Annotated in this window: 23 protein-coding genes; 22 read left to right on the forward strand and 1 reads right to left on the reverse strand. The window is 55.5% G+C overall.

Annotated elements, in window-relative coordinates:
• The first annotated feature begins 88 nt into the window (after positions 1–88).
• The 18 genes from FCN80_RS15065 (at position 89) to katG (ending at position 18,065) form a co-directional block, all read left to right on the forward strand.
• A complete protein-coding gene (locus tag FCN80_RS15065; RefSeq protein WP_136990992.1) occupies positions 89–1,024 on the forward strand; it encodes a D-ribose ABC transporter substrate-binding protein in 936 nt (311 codons plus the stop codon).
• A 41-nt stretch (positions 1,025–1,065) separates the two neighbouring features.
• Positions 1,066–1,695 (forward strand): DUF2291 family protein, encoded by a 630-nt coding sequence (locus FCN80_RS15070; RefSeq protein WP_230492695.1) that lies wholly within the window; start codon positions 1,066–1,068, stop codon positions 1,693–1,695.
• On the forward strand, positions 1,692–3,236 hold the full coding sequence (locus tag FCN80_RS15075; RefSeq protein ID WP_136990994.1) for a sugar ABC transporter ATP-binding protein: 1,545 nt from the start codon (positions 1,692–1,694) through the stop codon (positions 3,234–3,236). Before FCN80_RS15070 ends, FCN80_RS15075 begins: the two co-directional genes overlap by 4 nt.
• 17 nt (positions 3,237–3,253) lie before the next feature.
• Positions 3,254–4,324 carry an ABC transporter permease gene (locus FCN80_RS15080; RefSeq protein WP_136990995.1) on the forward strand — a complete coding sequence of 357 codons (1,071 nt, stop codon included), beginning with the start codon at positions 3,254–3,256 and terminating at the stop codon, positions 4,322–4,324.
• Between the two features lie 63 nt (positions 4,325–4,387).
• Positions 4,388–5,185 (forward strand): SDR family oxidoreductase, encoded by a 798-nt coding sequence (locus FCN80_RS15085; RefSeq protein WP_136990996.1) that lies wholly within the window; start codon positions 4,388–4,390, stop codon positions 5,183–5,185.
• Between the two features lie 80 nt (positions 5,186–5,265).
• Positions 5,266–6,051, forward strand: coding sequence for an SDR family oxidoreductase (locus tag FCN80_RS15090; protein WP_136990997.1), 786 nt, complete (start codon positions 5,266–5,268; stop codon positions 6,049–6,051).
• Positions 6,052–6,230: 179 nt separating this feature from the next.
• On the forward strand, positions 6,231–6,914 hold the full coding sequence (locus FCN80_RS15095) for a Crp/Fnr family transcriptional regulator (RefSeq protein ID WP_136990998.1): 684 nt from the start codon (positions 6,231–6,233) through the stop codon (positions 6,912–6,914).
• Positions 6,915–7,015: 101 nt separating this feature from the next.
• Complete coding sequence (locus FCN80_RS15100; RefSeq protein ID WP_170975406.1) at positions 7,016–7,525, forward strand: LysR substrate-binding domain-containing protein; 510 nt, start codon at positions 7,016–7,018, stop codon at positions 7,523–7,525.
• A gap of 309 nt (positions 7,526–7,834) precedes the next feature.
• Positions 7,835–8,713, forward strand: coding sequence for an MFS transporter (locus FCN80_RS15105; protein WP_136991000.1), 879 nt, complete (start codon positions 7,835–7,837; stop codon positions 8,711–8,713).
• An 88-nt stretch (positions 8,714–8,801) separates the two neighbouring features.
• Positions 8,802–9,458 (forward strand): CoA transferase subunit A, encoded by a 657-nt coding sequence (locus FCN80_RS15110; protein ID WP_170975407.1) that lies wholly within the window; start codon positions 8,802–8,804, stop codon positions 9,456–9,458.
• A 4-nt stretch (positions 9,459–9,462) separates the two neighbouring features.
• Positions 9,463–10,119, forward strand: coding sequence for a 3-oxoacid CoA-transferase subunit B (locus tag FCN80_RS15115; protein ID WP_136991001.1), 657 nt, complete (start codon positions 9,463–9,465; stop codon positions 10,117–10,119).
• A gap of 13 nt (positions 10,120–10,132) precedes the next feature.
• Positions 10,133–10,474 carry a cupin domain-containing protein gene (locus tag FCN80_RS15120; RefSeq protein ID WP_136991002.1) on the forward strand — a complete coding sequence of 114 codons (342 nt, stop codon included), beginning with the start codon at positions 10,133–10,135 and terminating at the stop codon, positions 10,472–10,474.
• A gap of 22 nt (positions 10,475–10,496) precedes the next feature.
• Positions 10,497–11,285 (forward strand): SDR family NAD(P)-dependent oxidoreductase, encoded by a 789-nt coding sequence (locus FCN80_RS15125; protein WP_136991003.1) that lies wholly within the window; start codon positions 10,497–10,499, stop codon positions 11,283–11,285.
• Positions 11,286–11,294: 9 nt separating this feature from the next.
• The gene (locus tag FCN80_RS15130; RefSeq protein WP_136991004.1) at positions 11,295–12,224 is read left to right on the forward strand and encodes a 3-hydroxyacyl-CoA dehydrogenase family protein; all 930 of its coding nucleotides are present in this window, start codon (positions 11,295–11,297) and stop codon (positions 12,222–12,224) included.
• A 1-nt stretch (position 12,225) separates the two neighbouring features.
• The gene (locus FCN80_RS15135; protein ID WP_136991005.1) at positions 12,226–13,164 is read left to right on the forward strand and encodes a cyclase family protein; all 939 of its coding nucleotides are present in this window, start codon (positions 12,226–12,228) and stop codon (positions 13,162–13,164) included.
• Between the two features lie 326 nt (positions 13,165–13,490).
• A complete protein-coding gene (locus tag FCN80_RS15140; RefSeq protein WP_306767884.1) occupies positions 13,491–14,690 on the forward strand; it encodes an acetyl-CoA C-acetyltransferase in 1,200 nt (399 codons plus the stop codon).
• Positions 14,691–14,692: 2 nt separating this feature from the next.
• Positions 14,693–15,550: a beta-keto acid cleavage family enzyme gene (locus FCN80_RS15145; RefSeq protein WP_170975408.1), complete on the forward strand. Its 858-nt coding sequence runs from the start codon at positions 14,693–14,695 to the stop codon at positions 15,548–15,550.
• Between the two features lie 334 nt (positions 15,551–15,884).
• A complete protein-coding gene (gene katG / locus FCN80_RS15150; RefSeq protein WP_136991007.1) occupies positions 15,885–18,065 on the forward strand; it encodes a catalase/peroxidase HPI in 2,181 nt (726 codons plus the stop codon).
• Positions 18,066–18,095: 30 nt separating this feature from the next.
• Here katG and FCN80_RS15155 read toward each other — a convergent pair whose 3' ends face one another.
• Entirely contained in the window at positions 18,096–18,377 is a 282-nt protein-coding gene (locus FCN80_RS15155) for a type 2 periplasmic-binding domain-containing protein (RefSeq protein WP_373880339.1), read from the reverse strand.
• 404 nt (positions 18,378–18,781) lie between these two features.
• Between FCN80_RS15155 and atoD the strand changes: the two genes are divergently transcribed.
• The 4 genes from atoD to FCN80_RS15175 are packed head-to-tail and all read left to right on the forward strand — an operon-like array spanning position 18,782 to position 22,642.
• Positions 18,782–19,441 carry an acetate CoA-transferase subunit alpha gene (atoD, locus tag FCN80_RS15160; protein ID WP_136991008.1) on the forward strand — a complete coding sequence of 220 codons (660 nt, stop codon included), beginning with the start codon at positions 18,782–18,784 and terminating at the stop codon, positions 19,439–19,441.
• Between the two features lie 4 nt (positions 19,442–19,445).
• Positions 19,446–20,108, forward strand: a complete 663-nt coding sequence (locus tag FCN80_RS15165) for a 3-oxoacid CoA-transferase subunit B (RefSeq protein WP_136991009.1) — start codon at positions 19,446–19,448, stop codon at positions 20,106–20,108.
• Positions 20,105–21,439, forward strand: a complete 1,335-nt coding sequence (locus FCN80_RS15170; RefSeq protein WP_230492696.1) for a TIGR00366 family protein — start codon at positions 20,105–20,107, stop codon at positions 21,437–21,439. Before FCN80_RS15165 ends, FCN80_RS15170 begins: the two co-directional genes overlap by 4 nt.
• 18 nt (positions 21,440–21,457) lie before the next feature.
• Positions 21,458–22,642 carry an acetyl-CoA C-acetyltransferase gene (locus FCN80_RS15175; RefSeq protein WP_136991010.1) on the forward strand — a complete coding sequence of 395 codons (1,185 nt, stop codon included), beginning with the start codon at positions 21,458–21,460 and terminating at the stop codon, positions 22,640–22,642.
• Positions 22,643–22,802 lie beyond the last annotated feature (160 nt).

A 22,802-nucleotide genomic window follows, 5' to 3' on the forward strand; every position in this document is an offset into this window, starting at 1 on the left:
TCACTAGCCATCATTGCTTATAGAAAGTCGATACCCCACATAATTCGGTTGCATCGCGGCGGCCAAAACAAATAGAGAGAACATCATTATGAAATTACGCTTAACCCTGTCAGCTATTGCCGCGCTCGCCATGTTTTCCCTGAGCGCGCACGCGGCCCAAAGAGGCACCATAATGATTTTGGTCAACTCATTGGATAACCCTTACTATTCGTCCGAAGCCAAAGGCGCTCAAGAAAAAGCCCAATCCTTGGGATATAAAACCCGGGTGCTTTCCCACGGCGAGGACGTAAAAAAACAAAATGAATTGATTGATACCGCCATCGGCGAAAAAGTGCAAGGCATCATCCTTGACAACGCAGACTCAACGGCCAGTGTCGCCGCCGTTAAAAAAGCGGAAGACGCGGGTATTCCCGTTGTCTTGATCAACCGGGAGATCCCTGTCGATAATATTGCCCTCGAACAGATTACACACAATAATTTCCAGGCCGGCTCCGATGTCGCCAATGTTTTCGTCGAAAAAATGGGTGAAAAGGGAAAATACGCGGAACTGACATGTAACCTGGCTGATAATAACTGCGTCACCCGCTCCAAATCCTTCCATCAGGTTATCGACCAATATCCGGATATGCAAAGTATCGCCAGACAGGATGCCAAAGGCACGTTAATTGACGGTAAACGCATCATGGACAGCATCCTGCAGGCGCATCCGGATGTTAAAGGCGTGATTTGCGGCAATGGTCCGGTCGCGCTGGGGGCAATCGCCGCGTTGAAAGCCGCGGGCCGCAACGATGTGATCGTCGTCGGCATAGACGGCAGCAATGACGAACGCGACGCGGTTGAAGCCGGCACGCTGAAAGCCACGGTGATGCTCCAGGCCCAGGCCATTGCGGCCAAGGGGGTGACCGACTTGGATAATTACATTCAAAAAGGCATCAAACCTGCGAAACAACGCGTCATGTTCCGCGGCATCCTCATTACGCCGGCTAACGCCAGTAAAGTGCAGGATTTCAACTACAAGTCCTGAATATATCGGGTCACGCCCCGGGCCGGGGCGTGCAGGAGAGCATGATGTCGAGGAAAATATTACTGGTGCTGGCGGTGTTGGGACTCGGCGGATGCCGTATCGTTTCCCAGCAGGAATTGGCGGATTTGAAATCCCCGCCGAATCCGCTGATGAAAAATGTCCCTAAAACCTGGCAAGACAAAATGGTGCTGCAGTTCGTCCACCAGGCCCGTCCGGTCGCGGAATTGCTGGCGGACTTAAAGAATGCCAAGGATTTCGACAGTGCCTGCAAATCGCTGGGGTACCGGGTATCCGATGAAAATCCCTGCGTCTTTTTCGTCAAAGTGCAGGGGCAAATCAAGAACATCGATACCACCTCCCGTAACGGCAAAATGACGGTTCTGGATCAGAGCGGCGAGACAGTGACCGTGCAAGTCGGCCCCATCCTGCGCGGCACATTGTTGCGGGACGGCTACAAGGGCATCAATTACCAGGATTTCAATGATCAGGTTAAATTCGGTGATTACGGTCGCGCCATAAATGATCAAGCGGTAAAAACCATCAACGCCGCACGGCTGAAAGTGGGGGAAACCCGCCAAATTTACGGGGTATTTTCATCATGGGATACGCCGACCCAAATCACTGAAATTACGCCGGCGCAGTTCAGCCAGGGGGAAGGGGAGAGCAAATGATGCCGCCGGATTCGCTTACTTTACCGCAAACCGATACGGAAGTGGTTATTGAAACACGCGATTTGTCACGGGCCTACCCCGGCATAATGGCGCTCGATAACGTGAATTATCGCGTTTATCGCAATAAGGTCAATGTCCTTATCGGCGAAAACGGCGCGGGCAAATCCACCATGATGAAAATGCTGGCCGGGGTAGAGCAACCCACGTCCGGCCAGATACTGCTCGAAGGTAAAACCGTGACGCTCGGCTCCACGCATCAGGCGGAAAAACACGGTATCAGTATTATTTTCCAAGAGTTGAATTTGTTTCCTAACATGAGTGTCATTGATAATATTTTTATCGCAAACGAATTTTTCCAGCGCGGCAGAATCAATGAAGAATATCAATATCAACTGGCCAAGGCCTTGCTTGACCGGCTGGAATTAAATATCGATCCTAAGACGCTTGTGGGTGAACTCGGCATTGGCCATCAACAACTTATCGAAATCGCCCGGGCGTTATCCAAAGACACGCGCGTGCTTATTATGGATGAACCCACTTCGGCGCTGAGTCAATCAGAAGTCAAAGTGTTATTTAACGTCATCGCGCAATTAAAACGGCGGGGGGTCACGATTATCTATATTTCGCATCGTCTTGAAGAACTGCTGGAAATAGGTGATCACATTACTATTTTTCGCGATGGCCGGTTTATATCGGAACGTAAAGTTTCCGATGCCAGCGTGCCCTGGATTATTGAAAACATGGTGGGGGACAAAAAGAAACATTTCGATTATCAGCCCGCCCAGCAGGGGAAAACTGTCCTGACGGTAAGAGGGCTGACCGCGTTGCACCAAAGCGGCGGCTATAAACTCAATAATATTTCTTTTAGCCTCAATAAAGGCGAGGTGGTGGGGATTTATGGTCTGCTGGGCGCGGGACGGACCGAACTGTTCAAAGGCCTGATAGGCTTGCTGCCTTGCCAGAAGGGGTATATCACGCTGAACGGCGAAAAAATAGATAAGGCGAAATTTCAGACGCGACTGAAAAAGGGGCTGGCGCTGGTGCCGGAAGATAGGCAAGCGGAAGGCATGATCCAGATGATGTCGATACAGTCCAATATGACATTGTCCGATGTCAGCCTCAAAGGATTCAGGCGCGCCTGTGGCTGGCTCAATCCCAAAAAAGAGCGTATCGGCGTCAATGACATGATCACGCAACTGGCCATCAAAGTCTCCGATCCCCAATTGCCGGTCACCTCCCTAAGCGGCGGGAATCAACAGAAAGTCGTGTTGGGCAAGGCGCTGATGACCGATCCGCAGGTGGTGCTGCTGGACGAACCGACGCGCGGTATCGATGTCGGCGCCAAAACCGACGTGTACCATCTTATCGGCCGTATGGCGCAGCAAGGCCTTGCCGTTATTTTTTCCTCTTCGGAACTGGATGAGGTCATCTCCCTGGCCGATCGGATCCTGGTCATGGCCGACGGACGGATTACCGCCGATTTGCCCCGGGACGCGGTAACCCGCGAAAAACTGATCGCCGCCTCAACCCCACAAGATTAATCAGGCTGGAAACCATCATGAATCAGAAATATATGTTCTATATGTACCTGCTGAAGGCCAGGACATTTATCGCCTTGCTGATTGTTATCGCATTCTTCAGCGTGATGGTGCCGAACTTCCTGACAATGTCCAACCTCCTGATTATGACCCAACATGTCGCGATTACCGGACTACTGGCCATCGGCATGACCTTAGTGATTCTCACGGGCGGCATCGATTTGTCCGTCGGCGCAATCGCCGGCATTTGCGGGATGGTCGCCGGGGCATTTCTGACCAACGGCGTGCCGCTGTGGAACGGCGACATCCTGTTTTTCAACGTGCTGGAAGTGATCGTCCTTGTTTCTATTTTCGGCATTCTCGTCGGTTTCGTTAATGGCGTCATCATCACCCGTTTCGGCGTCGCGCCGTTTATCTGTACCCTCGGCATGATGTACGTCGCCCGCGGTTCGGCGCTGCTTTTCAACGACGGCAGCACCTATCCCAACCTCAACGGCATGGACGCCCTTGGCAATACCGGCTTCGCCATATTGGGTTCAGGCACGGTATTGGGGGTTTACATCCCCATATGGCTGATGCTGGCTTTTTTGTTGCTAGGCTTCTGGTTGACGATGAAAACGCCCCTCGGCCGTTATATCTATGCCATTGGCGGCAATGAATCCGCCGCGCGCCTGGCGGGCGTGCCCATCATCAAAACCAAAATATTCGTTTATGCCTTCTCCGGTCTTTGCTCCGCGTTGGTGGGCCTGGTGGTGGCCTCGCAACTGCAAACCGCCCATCCGATGACCGGCAACATGTTCGAAATGGACGCGATCGGGGCGACGGTACTGGGGGGCACCGCGCTGGCGGGCGGACGGGGACGTGTTTCCGGATCCATCATCGGCGCGTTCGTCATCGTTTTTCTGGCCGACGGGATGGTGATGATGGGCGTCAGCGACTTCTGGCAGATGGTGATAAAAGGCGTGGTCATTGTGACGGCGGTGATAGTCGATCAGTTCCAGCAACGCTTGCAAAGCAAAGTGATATTGCTGCGCCGCCACGAAGGCAAGCTTACCGCGGCATCCTCTTCATCGCAGGCGACAACCAGTTAAGACATTTATCATTGATGAACCGGCGTCCGGGTGTAGACCAAACGGACGCCAAAGGAGAATAACATGCAACGAGATTTCCGTAATAAGACGGTTATCATTACCGGGGCTTGTCGAGGCATTGGCGCCGGCATCGCCAATCGCTTCGCCCAGGAGGGCGCCAATCTGGTGATGGTATCCAATGCCGAACGCGTTCATGAAACTGCTGATACGCTGCGCCGAAGCCATAACGCCGATATTCTGTCGCTTCAGGTGGACGTGACGGACGAGGGACAGGTGCAAAACCTGTATCAACAGGCGGCGGAACGCTTCGGACATATCGACGTATCCATCCAGAACGCCGGCATCATCACCATTGATTATTTCGATCAGATGCCGAAACGCGATTTCGAAAACGTGTTGGCCGTTAATACCACCGGTGTCTGGTTATGCTGCCGGGAAGCCGCCCGGTATATGGTTAAACAAAAGCGGGGATGCCTGATCAACACATCTTCCGGCCAAGGGCGGCAGGGATTTATCTACACGCCGCACTATGCGGCCAGCAAAATGGGCGTCATCGGCATCACGCAAAGCCTGGCCCATGAATTGGCGGCCTGGAATATCACCGTGAATGCATTTTGCCCCGGCATCATTGAAAGCGAAATGTGGGATTACAATGACAGGGTCTGGGGCGAAAAACTCAGCACTGAAGAAAAACAGTATGGCAAAGGCGAGTTGATGGCGGAGTGGGTGAAAGGCATCCCCCTGCAACGCGCCGGCAAACCGGAAGATGTCGCCGGGTTGGTGGCCTTTCTGGCATCCGAGGACGCCCGATATATTACCGGGCAGACCATCAATGTCGACGGCGGCCTGATTATGTCCTGAGTGCCGGACCCGCCGCGATGATATGCGGTTCAGGATTAACGCCATTATCCGCGTTTTCTTTATTTGCAAGGACTATTCAGATGATTGCCAAACAGTTTTCTCAGGATCTCTTCAGTTTGCGGGATCGTGTCGCGTTTGTCACCGGCGCCGGTAGCGGTATCGGCCAGATGATCGCCTATGCCCTGGCCAGTGCGGGGGCCAAGGTGGTGTGTTTCGATATGCGTGAGGACGGCGGTTTGGGCGAAACCGTCAATAATATTCATTCCATCGCCGGCGAGGCCTGTTTGTTTACCGGCGATGTGCGCGAACTCAGCGATCTTCGCGCGGCGGTGGCGCTTGCGCAAAGTCACTATGGCCGATTGGATATCGCCGTCAACGCGGCGGGCATCGCCAACGCCAATCCGGCATTGGATATGGAGACGGCGCAGTGGCAGCGCGTTATCGATATCAACCTCACCGGTGTCTGGCACTCATGCAAAGCCGAAGCGGAATTAATGATAAAAACCGGGGGCGGCTCCATCATCAATATTGCCTCCATGTCGGGCGTGATTGTCAATCGGGGGTTGGAGCAAGCGCACTATAACAGCGCCAAGGCGGGCGTTATTCATTTGACCAAAAGTCTGGCGATGGAGTGGACGGATAAGCATATCCGCGTGAACGCCATCAGCCCGGGATATACCGCCACCCCGATGAATACGCGCCCGGAAATGGTTCATCAGACCCAGGCGTTTGAAAGTCAAACGCCCATGCAGCGTATGGCCAGGGTTGAGGAAATGGCGGGCCCCGCCCTGTTCCTGGCCAGCGATGCCGCGTCTTTTTGCACGGGCGTCGATTTGCTGGTGGACGGCGGATTCGTCTGCTGGTAAAGCGCTCCCCGCCACGTTGCCATCCCCATTGCCGGTCCGGACTCGGCCGGCAATGCGCCAAAGCGTCCCGCCATGCCGCCGGAATTCTTCAGGCCATATCACAATTTCCGCGTCGTAAACTTAAATATCGCCCATCTATTTCTGACAATGGCAATGTTCTTTTTTGAAGAGGGAACATCATGCTTACCGAACACACCATTGCCGCCATCCCCGGCTGGGGTACGTTTCCGAGCGCTTTGCAACAGTCGTTGTGTCGCCAGTCTCGCCTGCGCGGCGAGAAGGCGGGCAATATTGTTTTTCATCAGGGCGCCGAGGTCGAAGTGATCGCCTGGACCCTGAGAGGGCATTTGTTTACCAGCGTGCAACATGCCAGCGGCGAACGGACGCTGCTGACGCATGTGCCGGTGGGACGAATGATTCTCTTCAACTTTATCGGGAAAGGCTCGCTACTGGACCGCGATTTTATCGCGATGACCGATATCGACATTTTGATATTGCCCCGCGCCAGCGCCATCCAATTACTGGCCCAGTATGATGAATTCAAAATGCAGGTCATCGACTCGCTGACTGAACGGCTTAACGATCTCGATCGGGTGCTTTATACCCATAAAGTCGCCTCGCGTGAAGCCTGTATCGCCGCTTTTCTGGTGGATTGCGAGGAAGGCCAACGGGACATCCACCGTGATAGGCTCATTCCCTTCACCATGCAATTTATGGCGGAGTGCCTGCGCCTGTCGCGCCCGTTTATCGCCAAGACCTTGAAGCGCTTCGCCGATAAACATCTGGTGGCGCTTAATTACGGCAATATCGAGGTATTGGATATGGATGGCCTGCGGGAGGTGGCCATGGGTCAGATTGTATGATTTGTGAGCCTCAGCGCATGGCAAATGTGAATGTTTGCCAATTCCTTGCGCCGTTACCTGACAGGATAGCATCAGGCAGCGATACAAAGGAGGTGATGGCCATGCATAGCGAAGAAGATTTCCGTCAGGCGTCTGTTCCCTTTCTCTCCCAGGACGCCGCGTCCATCGCACAGGCGCACACGGTGACCAGAATGATGTTTTTTGTCAATCTGGTCGCGACCGGTTCGATCTCCGCCGCCGCCGAGCTCATGCGCCATCGCTGTCTCTGCGCCGATTGGCTGACCGGGGGCAATGACTGGGCATATGACATTGATAACCGGCGCCGAGGGTTTAAAATCCCCAAATCCATGGAGGTCGACGGCGGCGCTTTATTACTCAGCGCGGCACTTTCCGGCGCAGGTATTGCCTATTTACCGGCACATGTTGTGCAGCGGTATATTTCCCAAGGTAAATTAATTCATCTTTTTGAAAATATAAACACATCCGAGTGGGCATTGGATATGTATTATCCGCCGCAAAATCAGATTAGCGAATATGTTTCTTCGTTCAAACGCTTTCTTATTGAACAACACGAGGGAAAATTTTCCGGGCAGTGTCTGAGTGTCCATTGATTGACATTTCAAGCGGCAGCGGGTCGGTGGGTTTTCATATTTGCAAATCGGGTTATTTTTTTTGAGCTTCCAGGGTGGCGCCGGTAGGGTTAACATCAAATCAGGCTCTGAATTATCCGAGTGGTATCACGGTTAATATACGCGTCGTGCTTCAAATTCGTTCCCGATGAATTTGCCGCTCACTGGCCGCCGCGATGCAACTCGGAGTATTTAGTAGATAAATAAATGCCTTGGATTAATTAAAATGTCTCTGAGAATAGTCAGTTATGGGTTAATTTTTAGAATAATCAATTGATGATGGTTTTATGTATGAGTCCTTTCTGCCTGCCTAAGACTTTTTGGCGGGCCGGGCATGGCTTCGATTCATTGGGTAAACTCTATATCCTGTTTTTCCTGTTCGATAGATTCGGCATCCCCGGCGCCTATGCCGCGGTCGGCGCCGCGTTATTCACCCTGGGACTTATCTCGATCGTCTGGATTCGCAATACCCCGGAGGAATTGGGGCTTTATCCGGACAACGAACCCATTTCCCATGAGCAACAGGCGGCGAATCTGGCGATGCAATCCGATTACCAGAGCCCGTTTACCTATCGCGTCCTGGTCAAAGATCGGGACATGTGGCTCATTTCCATCGGGTTCGGTTTATTATGGCTTGTGGATATCGGCGTGGTGAGTCAACTGATCCCGCGCTTGATATCCATTGGTTACCCAAAGGAAACCGCGGTATGGATGTTCACGTCCGCCGCGCTGATTTGCGCGATATTCAGTTATTTCTGGGGATGGATTGACGTCAGAATCGGCACCCGTAAAACCAGTATCGCTTACGCATTTTTCTTTGCCATCACCCATGCCTGCTTATTGGTGCGGGGCAGCGAGGTTTTCACCTATTTCACCTTATTGATGGTGGGCGCCAGTATCGCTGGAATAAAAGAACTTTGCACATCCATGGTGGGAACGGTCTACGGACGTTATGACTTCGCCGCCGCCAATCGTTTGGTATCAACCATTGCCTGTTTATTCCGGGTAAGCTGCTTTGCCGTTATCGCCATTAGCTTGAAACTTACCGGCGATTATGATGGCGCTTACCTTTCGTTCATTGTCATGGATATTATCGCCGCGCTGCTGATATTCCTGATTAACGATAAATGCAAAGGCAAAACGCGGGTTGGCGTCACCGCGGCGCAATAACGAAGTGAAATAACCCAATCGGGGAACCTGTATCGATGGCGGTCATCCATAACCGAATATGCCGACTTATTACTTTCAGGAAAGAATCATGCTGGAAAAAGAGAGAATTACGCCGCAACACGCCGCCGCCATGGTGAAAGACGGTATGACCGTCATGATTGGCGGATTTATGGCGGTGGGGACGCCGGAAATGATCATTAACGCGCTGGTGGCAAGCGGCGTGCGCAATCTGACCATTATCGCCAACGACAGCGGTTTTACCGATCGGGGCATCGGCAAGCTGGTGGTGAATAAACAGGTAAAAAAAATTATCGCCTCGCACATCGGCCTTAACCCGGAAACCGGCAAACAGATATCGCGCGGCGAACTGGAAGCCGAACTGGTGCCCCAAGGCACGCTGGTGGAGCGTATTCGGGCCGGCGGCGCCGGGCTGGGCGGTGTCTTGACCCGCACCGGGCTGGGCACCGTGGTGGCGGACGGCAAGCAGCAGGTGGTGATCGCCGGGCGGCCCTGGCTGCTGGAGCCGCCATTGCAAGCGGATATCGCCCTGATCCGCTGCTCGGAGGCCGATCTGGCCGGCAACGCCGTTTTCAATAAGACCGCCAAGAATTTCAATCCCATCATGGCCACCGCGGCGCGCGTGGTGATAGCCGAATGCGAGTCCATCGTGCCCATGGATTGCGGCGCGGCCGACCGCTACCACACCCCGGGAATCTTTATCGACTATCTGGTGCAGGGGGAATAACGCCATGGACAAAAATACCATCAGAGATCGAATAGCGCGCCGTGTCGCCCGCGAACTGGATAAGGGCTGTCTGGTGAATCTGGGCATCGGATTGCCGACGCGGGTCGCCGATTATGTGGCCGACGGGCTGGGGGTGGTTTTCCAATCCGAAAACGGGCTGGTGGGGTTGGGGCCGGCGCCGGATGACGCGCATATCGACGCCGATTTGACCAATGCCAGCGGCCAGCCGGTGACCGCCGTGCCCGGCGCGGCTTTTTTCGACAGCGCCTTGTCTTTCGCCATTATCCGCGGCGGCCATGTGGATGTCACCGTGCTCGGCGCGCTGGAAGTGGATGAACAGGGCAATCTGGCCAACTGGATTATTCCCGGCAAAAAGGTGCCGGGAATGGGCGGCGCCATGGATCTGGTCAGCGGCGCGCGGCGCGTCATTATCGCGATGGAGCATTGCGATAAAAACGGCCAGCCGAAAATTCTGCCCCGTTGCCGCCTGCCGCTGACCGCTGTGGGCCAGGTCAATCTCATCGTGACGGAAAAGGCCGTTATCGAAGTGAATAACGGTTTGATCCTGCGCGAGATCGCAGCCGACACCACCCTTGCCGAGGTGGTGTCGAGCACCGCGGCGCAGCTGCGGATAGCGGATGCATTAACGTTATTTTCCTAAAAGGACGAACGCAATGAACGTGATTCAGGTCAGTGAAGCCAAACCGTACAATCCGCCGCTCCATCATGCCATGGTGGCGCTGAAGCTTTGTGACGAAGCGCTGTGCGGCGCCAAGCAGTTCTGGTGCGGTTTATCCCATTTTCTGCCGGGTGGCGGCGCCGAATGGGCCTACGAGGATTCCCCGACGGAAAAACTGTACGTGGTGCTGGAGGGGGAAATCACCCTTCGCACCCGCAGCGAAAGCCGCGTGGTGGGCCAGGGCGAGGCGGTATTCCTCGCGCCATTCGAGGGCCGTTCCGTCGAAAATCACACCAATTATCCGGCCAGTATGCTGGTCATCGCCAGTTATGCCTGACCCTCGGTCATAAGGAAAAACCATGGACAATATGTGGGATAAAAAAGTCAAGTCGATGTTCAATCTTGAAAACAAGATCGCCGTGATTACCGGCGGAGCCGGGGCGCTGGGGGAAGGCGTCGCCCGCGGCCTGGCGAATTTCGGGGTCAAGATCGTGGTGACCGGCCGCACGCCGGCGACACTGGAAAAAACCGTTCAGCAAGTCCGCGAGGCCGGCGGCGAGGCATTGGCCATGGCCGCCGATATGACGGACGAGGCGGCGGTAAAAGCCTTGGCCGATCAGGTCGTCGCCGCTTATGGACGACTCGATTTTCTGATCAACATCGCCGGCATTGCCGTGCGGCATCCGGCGGAGGCGTTCGATATCGGTGATTTTCGCAAAGTGATGGACATCAATGTCACCGGGACGTTTATCCCGTGCAAGGTGTTCGGCGAGCTATTTATCCGGCAGGGGTTCGGCAAAATCGTCAACACCTCGTCGGTCCGGGCGTTTGCCGGACACCCGGGGGGGTATGCCGCTTACGGCACATCCAAAGGCGCCATCAATTTACTCACCAAACAACTGGCGACCGAATGGGCGAAATATTCCATCAACGTCAATGCCGTGGCGCCGACCATTTTCTGGACCCCGCTGACGCAGGAAGTACTGGAAAACGAAAAGCTGAAAAAAATCTTTCTTGACCGCATTCCCATGGGACGGGCGGCCGTCGTGGAGGATATGGTCGGTACGGTGGTTTACCTGTGCTCGCCGGCCGCGGATTTTATTACCGGCCAGGTCATCTATATCGATGGCGGCTGTACGGCGGGTTAAGGGGGACGTATGACGCAACCGGTTACGCACATCACGATCCTCGGCGGCGGTTTGATGGGGAGCGGTATCGCCCAGATTTTCGCCGCCCGCGGGGTCGAGGTCAGGATATACGATATTGATGCCGGAGCCTATCACGCGCCACAGACCATTCGGGCCAATCTGACGCGGATGCGGACCGGCGAAACCGACATTCAGGGGGTTCTTGGCCGCATTGCCTTTTGCGATACGCTGCAAGACAGTGTTGCCGAGGCGCAAATCGTCTTTGAATGCGTGCCGGAGCAGTCGGTCCTTAAGCAACACCTGTTTCGGCAACTGGATGCGTGCTGCCCGCCGGACACCATTTTGGCCTCGAATACGTCGGTTATCAGCATCAGTGAAATCGCCCGTGACGTCCGGCGCAAACAGCGGGTGCTGGGCACCCATTTCTGGAATCCGGCCTTTCTTATCCCGCTGGTGGAAGTTATCCGCACCCCGTGGACGGACGATGGGATATTCGAACGGACCTTGTCGATACTGCAATGGGCGGGGAAACGTCCGGTCAGGGTCAATAAGGATGTGCCGGGGTTTTTGGTCAATCGTTTACAGCATGCCCTGTGGCGCGAGGCGATTTATTTGGTGGAGCAGGGCATCGCCGACGCGCAAACCGTCGATGAAGGCATACGCTTTGGCTTCGGACTTCGGCTGCCGACGTTGGGACCGTTGGAAAACGCCGACATGGTGGGGACCGATTTGACGCTGTCCATCCATGAATACCTTTTTCCGCATCTCAATAATGCCACCACGCCTTCTCCCTTGCTCAGGAAATTGGTTGAGGAGGGCAAGCTGGGATTTAAATCCGGCCAAGGGTTCCAGATATGGGACGAGACATCCATCAATACCAGCCGAGAAAGACTGCTGAATTATTTACAACGCGTAACGCGGCAATCCGAGGAGTCATAATATGGGAAAGAAAATATTTATCGATTTAACGCATCCTTTCAGCGCGGATACCCCTCGTTGGCCTTATTTTGATAAGCCGCTGATTGACAGCGCGCACACCATGGCGAAAGGCGGGGTATTGACCCAGAAAATTTCCTGTACCATGCATACCGGAACACATTGCGATGCGCCCCGTCATGTCATGGAAATGGAATTCGACGGCAAACGCGCGCGTTATACGCACGAAATGCCGGTGGACGCCTACACCGGAGAAGCCATTTGCCTGGATATTCGCGTTGAACGCTGGGAATTGATTTTACCGTCCCATCTTGAGGATGCCTGCCAGCGGGCGGGAATAAAACCGGCGGAACTGGCCGGTATGGTGGTATGCCTGAATACCGGGATGCACCGTAAATTCGATGACTCGAAAGAATATTACCATTATTCCTGCGGCACGGGTGTTGAAGCGGGAAAATGGTTTGTTAAACACCGGGTAAAATGCGTGGCTATGGATATGCAAGCGCTCGATCATCCCTTGCATACGGCAATGGGCAATAATGGCACAACCCGTATGAATTTACTTGGTGCATCGGGCCGCCCCATTACCGAAGAGTATATTGAACAATTCGGCGAGGAAGCTTATGCCGAATTCGATAAAGAACGCTATATCGCATTACACGGCCAAGAGGCGTATCAAGCTAAATTCGGCGACCTTGAAGCTATTGGCTGTTGGGGAACATGGGAACCTTGCCATAAACAAATGTTGGGCCATGGCATCGTCGGCGTGGAAAATCTTGGCGGCGATTTAGACAAGGTCTCCGGCAAGCGATTCCGCTTTTTCTGTTTTCCGCTGCGTTGGTATTTGGGCGACGGATCCATGGCGCGCTGTGTCGCGGAAATTGATGAAGATATTATCAACGATATTCCGGATCGAACTTATCAGTACGGCGGTTGTATTTAAGGTGTGGCCCGGCCTATAAAATAGCGACGTGAAGCGTGGGAATATAATGCAGTTAACGATGGTTAGCCGGTAGAGAAAAACCGATTACCGCCTTCGGTGCCATAAATAAAGAATATTCGCTGCCGGAATAAATTTTTTATCCGTAGTTAATATTCCGACATGGCGGGGTCATTATCGAAAACACGCATGAAATTATTCCTCCACGCCTGTTAGGCAATCGCGGCGCGGTGATTGCCCTGTGCAATAACCAACCCGACCCAAACAAAGAGTCAACGTGAAATATGACGGGTTCGCATCAGTCGTATCGTCAGTAGAGGAGTCACAACATGGGTATAAAGGATATCGTCATTGTCAGCGCCGCGCGCACGCCTATCGGTTGTTTTGGCGGCGCGCTCAAGGATCTTTCCGCCATACAGCTGGGGGAATATGCGGTGTCGGCGGCGATGAGCCGCGCCGCCATCACGCCGGACAGCGTCGATGAAGTCATCATGGGGAATGTGCTGGGCGCCGGACTGGGGCAGAACGTCGCCCGGCAGGTGGCGATGTCCGCCGGGATCCCGTTCGATAAAAGCGCGTTCAATGTCAGCAAGGTTTGCGGCTCCGGGCTGAAGGCGGTCATTCTGGCCGCCCAGGCCATTGCGCTGGGCGATGCGGAGATTATCGTGGCGGGCGGGACGGAAAGCATGAGCAATGCCATGTACCTGGCCGCGATGGCCCGCTGGGGACAGCGTATGGGCGATAGCCTGCTGGTGGACAGTATGCTCAGCGATGGTCTCACCGATGCCTTTTCCGGCGAACACATGGGCATGACCGCGGAAAATCTGGCGCAAAAATACCAGCTCTCAAGGGAGGCGCTGGACGCCTATTCGGCCTTAAGCCAACAACGGACCGAATGGGCGCAGAAGAACGGCCGATTCACTGATGAAATCGTCCCCATCAAGGTTACCGTCAGGAAAGAAGAACGTCTGGTTACCGCTGATGAATTTCCACGGCATGGCACGACGGTGGAATCGCTTTCCCACTTAAAACCGGCCTTTCGGTCCGATGGGGTCGTGACGGCGGGCAATTCCTCCGGCATCAATGATGGCGCCGCGGCGTTGGTATTGATGAGCCGGGAGAAAGCGCAGGCATTGCAATTGCGTCCGCTGGCGACGATCCGGGCCTGGGGCAACGGCGGCGTCGATCTGAACTACATGGGTTATGGCCCCGTGCCGGCCACCCGCCGGGCGTTGGCCAAGGCCGGCCTGTGCGTCAACGACCTGGACATCATCGAGGCCAATGAAGCGTTTGCCTCACAATCGCTCAGTGTGATCAAAGGACTGGGACTGGATCCGGACAAGACCAACGTCAACGGCGGCGCCATTGCCCTCGGTCATCCCATCGGCGCGTCGGGGGCGCGGATTCTGGTTTCGCTGGCGCATGAAATGCAGCGTCGCCACGCGCGTTACGGTCTCGCCACATTATGTATCGGCGGCGGGATGGGGCTGGCGATGATTATCGAAAAAGAGTTGTACGAGAGGAATTGATCATGTCCGAAAATAAAGTCATTCTCACCGTCGCCTGCACCGGCGCCTGGCCGCAAAAAAGCGATACCCCCTGGATTCCCCTGACGCCGCGGGAGCAGGCGGACGACATCGTGCGCTGCTGGGAAGCCGGCGCCTCCATCGCCCATATCCATGTTCGCGACGACAATCATCAGGCATCGATGAACGTTGACCCGTTCGCGGAGACGGTGCGCCGGGTACGCGATCGTTGCGATATCGTCATCAACCTGACCACCTCCGGCGGCTTGGGCCTGGACGACGAAATCCGGATGAAACCGTTCCAACAGCTGCGTCCGGAAATGGCGTCATTCGACGCGGGGACCATGAACTGGGCCCACTCGACGGTGTTTGAAAACAGTCCGCGTTTTCTGGAAAAGCTGGCGACGAGCATGCGCGCCTGCCAGGTAAAACCGGAATTTGAGATTTTCGATGCCGGGATGATCTACAACGTTCTGTACTACATGAAAAAGGGACTGATACAAGGTCCGCCGCATTTTCAATATGTACTGGGCGCGCCCGGCGGCATGACGGCGAAGGTGCGCAACCTCATGTTTCTGCTGGAGACCTGCAAACACCACCTGGGCGATAATTTCACCTGGTCCGCGCTGGGCATCGGCCGCGGCCATTTGCCCATCATGTTTGCCGCACTGGCGCTGGACGGCCATGTCCGGGTGGGGATGGAGGATAACATTTTTTACCGCAAGGGTGAGCTGGCGCAATCCAATACCTGGTTCGTGAATCGCGTCAAACGGGCGGCGGCGGAGATGGACAAGGCCGTGGCCACGCCGGAGGAAACACGCGCCATGCTCGGGCTGACCAGGCAGTCGCCGGTGAGCGCCTGAAACGGTAAAAACACACTGCGGCTTGACCACAACACCGTGGCTAACCGGTTCAGTCCGCGTATCACCGGCATTGAGGCCAGGGAGAGGGCGGCGGCGTGTCGGTCCAAATCCCGACGCGCGGGGGGGAGAATGCTTTTTTTATTCTGTAACAGCAATGGGCCTGACGCCTCTGTCCCTATGCGCGGGAGTAGGATGGCCGGCAAAAGTTGCGCTCAATCAAGATTTGGCGTTTTCATAGAGAACGGCTATCGAAACCGTAGGCAGATCCCGATATCCTTTTCAATGTGAGGGGCATATGCTGAGCGAACCATAAAAAGAGCAAATGGAGCGAGACATGAGCACCCCGACTGAAACCCCAACGCCTTCTTCCGCCGACCAGTGTCCCTTTCATGGCGGTGCCCCCCGGGTCACTTCCGGCGGCGGCACCAGCAACCGCGACTGGTGGCCCGATCAACTCCGCGTGGATCTGCTAAATCAACATTCCAACCGTTCCAACCCCCTTGATGAAGACTTCAATTACCGCGAGCAATTCAAAAAACTCGACTACAGCGCCCTCAAGGCGGATCTAAGGCAATTGCTGACCGATTCGCAGGAATGGTGGCCGGCCGACTGGGGCAGTTACGCCGGCCTGTTTATCCGCATGGCCTGGCATAGCGCCGGCACCTACCGCATGATAGACGGCCGTGGCGGCGCCGGGCGAGGACAGCAGCGATTCGCTCCGCTCAACTCCTGGCCGGATAACGTCAGTCTGGACAAGTCCCGCCGTCTGCTGTGGCCCATTAAACAGAAATACGGTCAGCGGATATCCTGGGCCGATTTAATTGTGCTGGCCGGTAATGTGGCGCTGGAAAACGCCGGTTTTCGTACCTTCGGTTTCGGTGCCGGCCGCGAAGACGTCTGGGAGCCGGATCTGGATGTCAACTGGGGCGACGAAAAAACCTGGCTGGCGCATCGCCATCCGGAAAGCCTGGCCTCAAATCCCCTGTCCGCCACGGAAATGGGGCTTATCTACGTCAATCCCGAAGGCCCTAACGCCAGCGGCGATCCGGCCTCGGCCGCCTCGGCCATCCGTGCCACGTTCGGCAACATGGCCATGAACGACGAGGAAACCGTCGCGCTTATCGCCGGCGGGCATACCTTGGGCAAAACCCATGGCGCCGGCCCGGCCGATCATGTCGGCCCCGCCCCGGAAGCCGCGCCTCTGGAATCGCAGGGCCTGGGCTGGTCCAACAGTCTCGGCAGCGGCGCGGGCGCCGACGCGATCACTTCCGGGCTGGAAGTGATCTGGAGCCAGACGCCCCTGCAATGGAGCCATTACTTCTTCGAAAACCTCTTCAAATTTGAATGGGAACAGACCCGCAGTCCGGCCGGCGCCATCCAGTTCGTGGCCAAGGATGCGCCGGAGTCGGTGCCGGACCCGTTCGATCCGGACAAGAAACGCCGACCCACCATGCTGGTCACTGACTTGACACTGCGCTTCGATCCGGAATTCGAGAAGATTTCCCGCCGTTTCCTCAACGATCCGCAAGCCTTTAACGAAGCTTTCGCGCGGGCCTGGTTCAAACTCACCCATCGCGATATGGGGCCGAAGGCGCGTTATCTCGGCCCGGAAGTGCCTAAAGAAGATCTTATCTGGCAAGACCCGTTGCCGGCCGCGGAACACCACCCCACGGCCGCCGATATCGCCGAGCTGAAAGTCATGATAGCGGAATCCGGCTTGTCGGTGGGCGAGCTGGTTTCCGCGGCTTGGGCCTCGGCCTCGACCTTCCGCGGCGGAGACAAACGCGGCGGCGCCAACGGCGCCCGGCTGGCCCTGGCGCCGCAAAACGCCTGGCCGGTCAACCCTATCGCCATGGATGCGCTGCCCAGGTTACAGGCGATACAGCAGGCATCCGGTAAGGTCTCGCTGGCGGATGTCATCGTGCTGGCCGGCGTGGTCGGCATCGAGCAGGCCGCCGCCGCCGCCGGCGTGGCGGTCAGCGTGCCGTTCACGCCGGGCCGGGTTGATGCACGCCAGGATCAGACCGATAGCGAACTTTTCGCCATGCTTGAACCCATCGCCGATGGTTTCCGAAACTATCGCCGCGTACCGGGCGGTTCCTCCACCGAGACGCTGCTTGTGGACAAGGCGCAGCAACTGACGTTAACCCCGCCGGAACTGACGGTGCTGGTGGGCGGCTTGCGCGTGCTGGGCGCCAATTTCGACGGCAGTCGGCACGGCGTGTTCACTGAACGGGTCGGGGCGCTCAGCAATGATTTCTTCGTCAATCTGCTTGATATGCGCACCGCGTGGCATGCCGTCGATGACACGGCCGAACTGTTCGAAGGGCGCGATCGGCGTAGCGGCGAGGTAAAATACACCGCGACCCGCGCCGATCTGGTGTTCGGTTCCCACTCGGTGCTGCGCGCCTTGGCGGAAGTCTATGCCAGTAGCGACGCCAGGCAGAAGTTCGTTAAGGATTTCGTCGCGGCCTGGACCAAAGTCATGAATCTGGATCGCTTCGATCTGGCCTAAGTCGTTGCGCCCCGGCAAAGAGCCGGGGCGTCACGGACGCGGGCCGCCTTTGGGACGGCACACGCCGGCGAACCATTGACAGAACGCCTGGGTGGAGCGGTTGCTTTCCTGATCGGACAGCAGGTAATAGCCTTCGTTATCCAGGGTTGAGATGTCGGATAAAATCACCAGATCGCCATTCGACAGTTCCCGGCGGAACACCTCCACCGGGCACAGCGCCACGCCATGTCCGGCGATAACGGCGGTCGCCAGTAAATTGAAATCCTGATAAACCGGACCATGACTGAGATTTTCCGGTCGGTAGCAAGACATCAGCGTGTTGCTCGCCGCGCGATCTGAGGATGATGTTGGCGAAGCCGATATCATCGTAACGGCATCAAGGAGATGATGCCGGTCGCTGATAGGCCATCGCAATACAACTTGAATTATTGGCAGTACAGGTATTAATGGATGCCACTTGAAATTATCCCAGCGTGGTTAATAAAATAGTAAGGTGACTTTCATCACAAAATATCTATAACAGGTGCAAATAATAATACGCACCTGTGAAAATATCCGCCGGAAAATGTTGACGTCAATACAACCTCGCAAATTGCCTCATTGAAAAAACCTCTATTTTACAATTCATTATAAACTTTTACTCCCATAAGAAATTATGGCCCGCTGTTTGCACTTTCCTTGCCGAGAAATTGATATTTTGCAGGAAGGAGAACGCAGTGAAAAATAAAAAAATAATGTTGTCGAATGCCACTGAATACTTTCATGACGGCATGACAATAATGGTGGGCGGATTCATGGGGGTGGGGTCGCCGCCCCGCTTGTTACAGGCCGTTATGGATTCCGGCATTAAAAATATTACCTTAATCTGTAACGATACCGCCTTTATCGAATCAGGTGTCGGACCGCTGATTTCCCATGGTCGGGTAAAAAAAGTCATCGCGTCGCATATTGGCACTAATCCGGAAACCGGGCGCCGTATGATTTCCGGTGAATTAGACGTTGAATTGATCCCCCAGGGGACGCTGGCCGAACGGATTCGCTGCGGTGGGGCGGGTATCGGCGGTTTTCTGACGCAGACCGGCGTGGGCACCGTGGTTCAGGACGGCAAACAAATCATTAGCCGGGACGGCGTCGACTATGTGCTGGAATTCCCCTTGCGGGCCGATTTGGCGCTAATCAAAGCCGATATGGCCGATCCTCTTGGTAATCTCACCTACAAATTATCAGCACGCAACTTTAATCCTTTGCTTGCCTTCGCCGCCGATACGGTTATTGCCGAACCCAACGAACTGGTGGAAATAGGCGACATCTCCCCTGAGTGCGTTATTACGCCCGCCGCGCTGGTGGATTTCATTGTTTACCCCCTGGAGGCTTAACACTATGAATGCGAAAGAGCTCATCGCTCGCCGCGTGGCCCTGGAATTACACGACGGCGATATCGTAAATCTCGGTATCGGTTTGCCGACACTTGTGGCCAATTATTTGCCGCAAGGGGTAGAGATAACACTGCAGTCGGAAAACGGCTTTCTGGGACTCGGGCCGGTCAATGAACCTTGTCCCGACCTGGTGAACGCCGGCGGCCAGCCGTGCGGCATTCTGCCGGGCGCCGCCATGTTCGACAGCGCGACGTCCTTTGCCCTGATCCGCGGCGGCCATGTCGATACCAGCGTCCTTGGCGGGTTGCAGGTGGATCAACAGGGCAGTCTCGCCAACTGGATGGTGCCGGGGAAAATGGTGCCGGGAATGGGCGGCGCGATGGATTTGGTCAGCGGCGCGCGAAAAGTCATTATCGCCATGGAGCATTGCGCCAAAGACGGCGCCGCGAAAATAGTCCCCCGCTGCACTCTGCCGCTCACCGCCAGGCATGTGGTGGACATGATCGTCACCGAATTGTGCGTGCTGGTTTTTGCCCATGGGCAATTGACGCTAACGGAATTGGCGCCCGGCGTTTCCCTTGCCACTGTTCTGGAAAAGACCACGGCGGCCATTATCGTCCCGGATGACGTCAAGGTCATGCCGATCGCCCTGTCAGGGGGCGCATGATGAACGGCATAGGAAAAATCTCCGGAGCAATGACCACGGTGGTCAACCGTTATCTACCCGATCCGCTGATCTTCGCCATGCTGTTGACGTTGATTATGTTCTGCATCGGTTTTCTGTTCACGCCCCATACGCCGCTGGAGATCGGCATTATGTGGGGGGATGGCTTCTGGAATCTGCTTGCCTTCGGGATGCAGATGGCGCTGATTATCGTCACCGGCCACGCGCTGGCCAGCACGCCTTTGGTGCGCAACCTGCTCAGGGATACCGCCGCCCTGGCGAAAACGCCGGTACAAGGGGTGATGCTGGTGGCGTTTTTCGGCCTGATTGCCTGCGCGATCAATTGGGGCTTCGGCCTTATCGTCGGCGCCATGTTTGCCAAAGAGGTCGCCCGGCGTGTTAAAGGGTCCGATTACCCGTTACTGATCGCCTGCGCCTATATGGGCTTTTTGTCCTGGGGCGGCGGATTATCGGGCTCCATGCCCTTACTGGCCGCCACGCCCGGCAATCCCATGGAGCATTTGACCGGGGGGATTATTCCTATCGGCCAAACCATGTTCGCGGGCTTTAACCTCTTTGCCATGGTGGCGCTATTGGTCGTTATCCCCCTGGTGGCCAGGATGATGATGCCAAAACCCGACCAGATCCATACCATTAATCCGGAATTACTGCAAGAAGACCCGGATTACCAACGGAAACTGCCCCCCAATGCGTCCTTTGCGGAAAAATTGGAGGAAAGCCGAAGCCTGGCCGTGATTATCTGCGTGTTGGCCATTGTGTATCTGGCAATGTATTTCCGGAAAAACGGATTTAATATCACGATTAACAATGTGAACATGATTTTCCTGATAGCCGGGTTATTGCTTCATAAGACCCCCATGGCTTATATGCGCGCCTTTTCCGCGGGAACCCGCAGTTGCGCCGGCGTGCTGATTCAATTTCCATTTTATGCCGGCATTCAATTGATGATGGAGCACTCCGGCTTTGGCGGGATGATTACCCACTTCTTTGTGGATATCTCAACGAAAGCCACTTTTCCGGTCATGGCGTTTATTAGCTCGGCCATTGTGAATTTCGCCGTACCCTCGGGCGGCGGCCACTGGGTTATTCAGGGACCGTTCGTTATTCCCGCCGCGCAACAATTAGGCGCCGATTTAGGAAAAGCCACCATGGCCATTGCCTATGGCGAACAGTGCGGGAATATGGCCCAACCCTTTTGGGCGCTGCCGGCGCTGGCCATCGCGGGATTAAGTGTTCGGGATATTATGGGATATTGCATTACCGCGCTTATCTTTTCCGCGATTATTTTTATTGTTGCACTGAGCTTTTTCTAATTATTAAAGGAAAATAGTATGAATAACGCTGTTATTGTCAGTGCGACCCGCACTGCCGTCGGCAGTTTTGCCGGCGCGTTGATATCGACCCCGGTAATAGAGCTCGGCGCTATTGTTATGGCCGAGGCGCTTAAAAGAGCGGGCCTGGAAGCGGATATTATCGATGATGTTATTATGGGGAATGTTTTGCAGGCGGGGCTCGGCCAGAATACCGCCCGGCAAGCGGCCCTAAAGGCGGGCATTCCCCATAGCGTCAGCGCGCTGACCGTTAATAAAGTCTGCGGTTCCGGTTTGGCCAGTGTGGCGCTTGCCGCCCAGGCCATTCGCGCCGGCGACGCCAGAGCGATTATTGCCGGTGGAATGGAAAATATGAGCATGGCGCCCTATCTATTAAGCAACAAAGCGCGGACAGGGTATCGTTTGGGCGACGATATCGTGCAGGACTGCATTTTGCGGGACGGCTTAATGTGCGCCGTTAATGGCTATCATATGGGGATCACGGCTGAGAATGTGGCCCGCGAATATGGCATCAGCCGCGAAGACCAGGACCAATTGGCGCTGGCATCCCAGCAGAAAGCGGCGGCGGCCATCGCCTCGGGCGCGTTTGTCAATGAAATCACGCCGGTGGTGATAAGAAACAAGAAAACCGGCGATCGTGTTTTCGATGTTGACGAGCATCCCCGCGGCGATGCCGCGTTGGATAAATTGGCTAAATTACGTCCGGCCTTTAAACCTGACGGCACGGTCACGGCGGGCAATGCATCCGGCATCAACGATGGCGCCGCCGCGCTGGTGGTGATGGAGGAAACGTTTGCCCGGCGCCAGGGGCTGGCGCCCCTGGCGCGTATTCGCGGCTACGCCAGCGCGGGCGTCGACCCGGCGTTAATGGGGATGGGGCCGGTGCCGGCGACGCAAAAAGTGCTTGCGCAAACGCGGCTGACCCTGGGCGATATCGATCTGGTGGAAGCCAATGAGGCTTTCGCCGCGCAGTTTCTCGCGGTAGGGCGCACGCTTGGCTTTGAGGAAGAAAAGGTCAATGTCAATGGCGGTGCGATAGCGCTGGGGCATCCCATCGGCGCCAGCGGCGCCCGTATTCTGGTGACGTTACTGCACGCCTTGCAGGCCAGAGATAAAACCCTGGGGCTGGCGACGCTGTGTATCGGCGGCGGACAAGGCGTGGCGGTTGTTATTGAACGGATTTAGTGGTTGCTGATTTACGGATAGGTCCGGCCGGGAAATGCCGCGCCGGACAATAATGGCAATCCCGGCAGTAAAATTCGGCCGGCGTAATATACGCGATGAAACATTTCGTCAACCCATTTCACATTATCACCGGGCGCCAATAAAAAGGCGAGTTACGGCA

Origin of the sequence: Martelella alba, assembly GCF_005217455.1 — a bacterium.
Classification (GTDB): Bacteria; Pseudomonadota; Gammaproteobacteria; order Enterobacterales; family Enterobacteriaceae; genus Acerihabitans.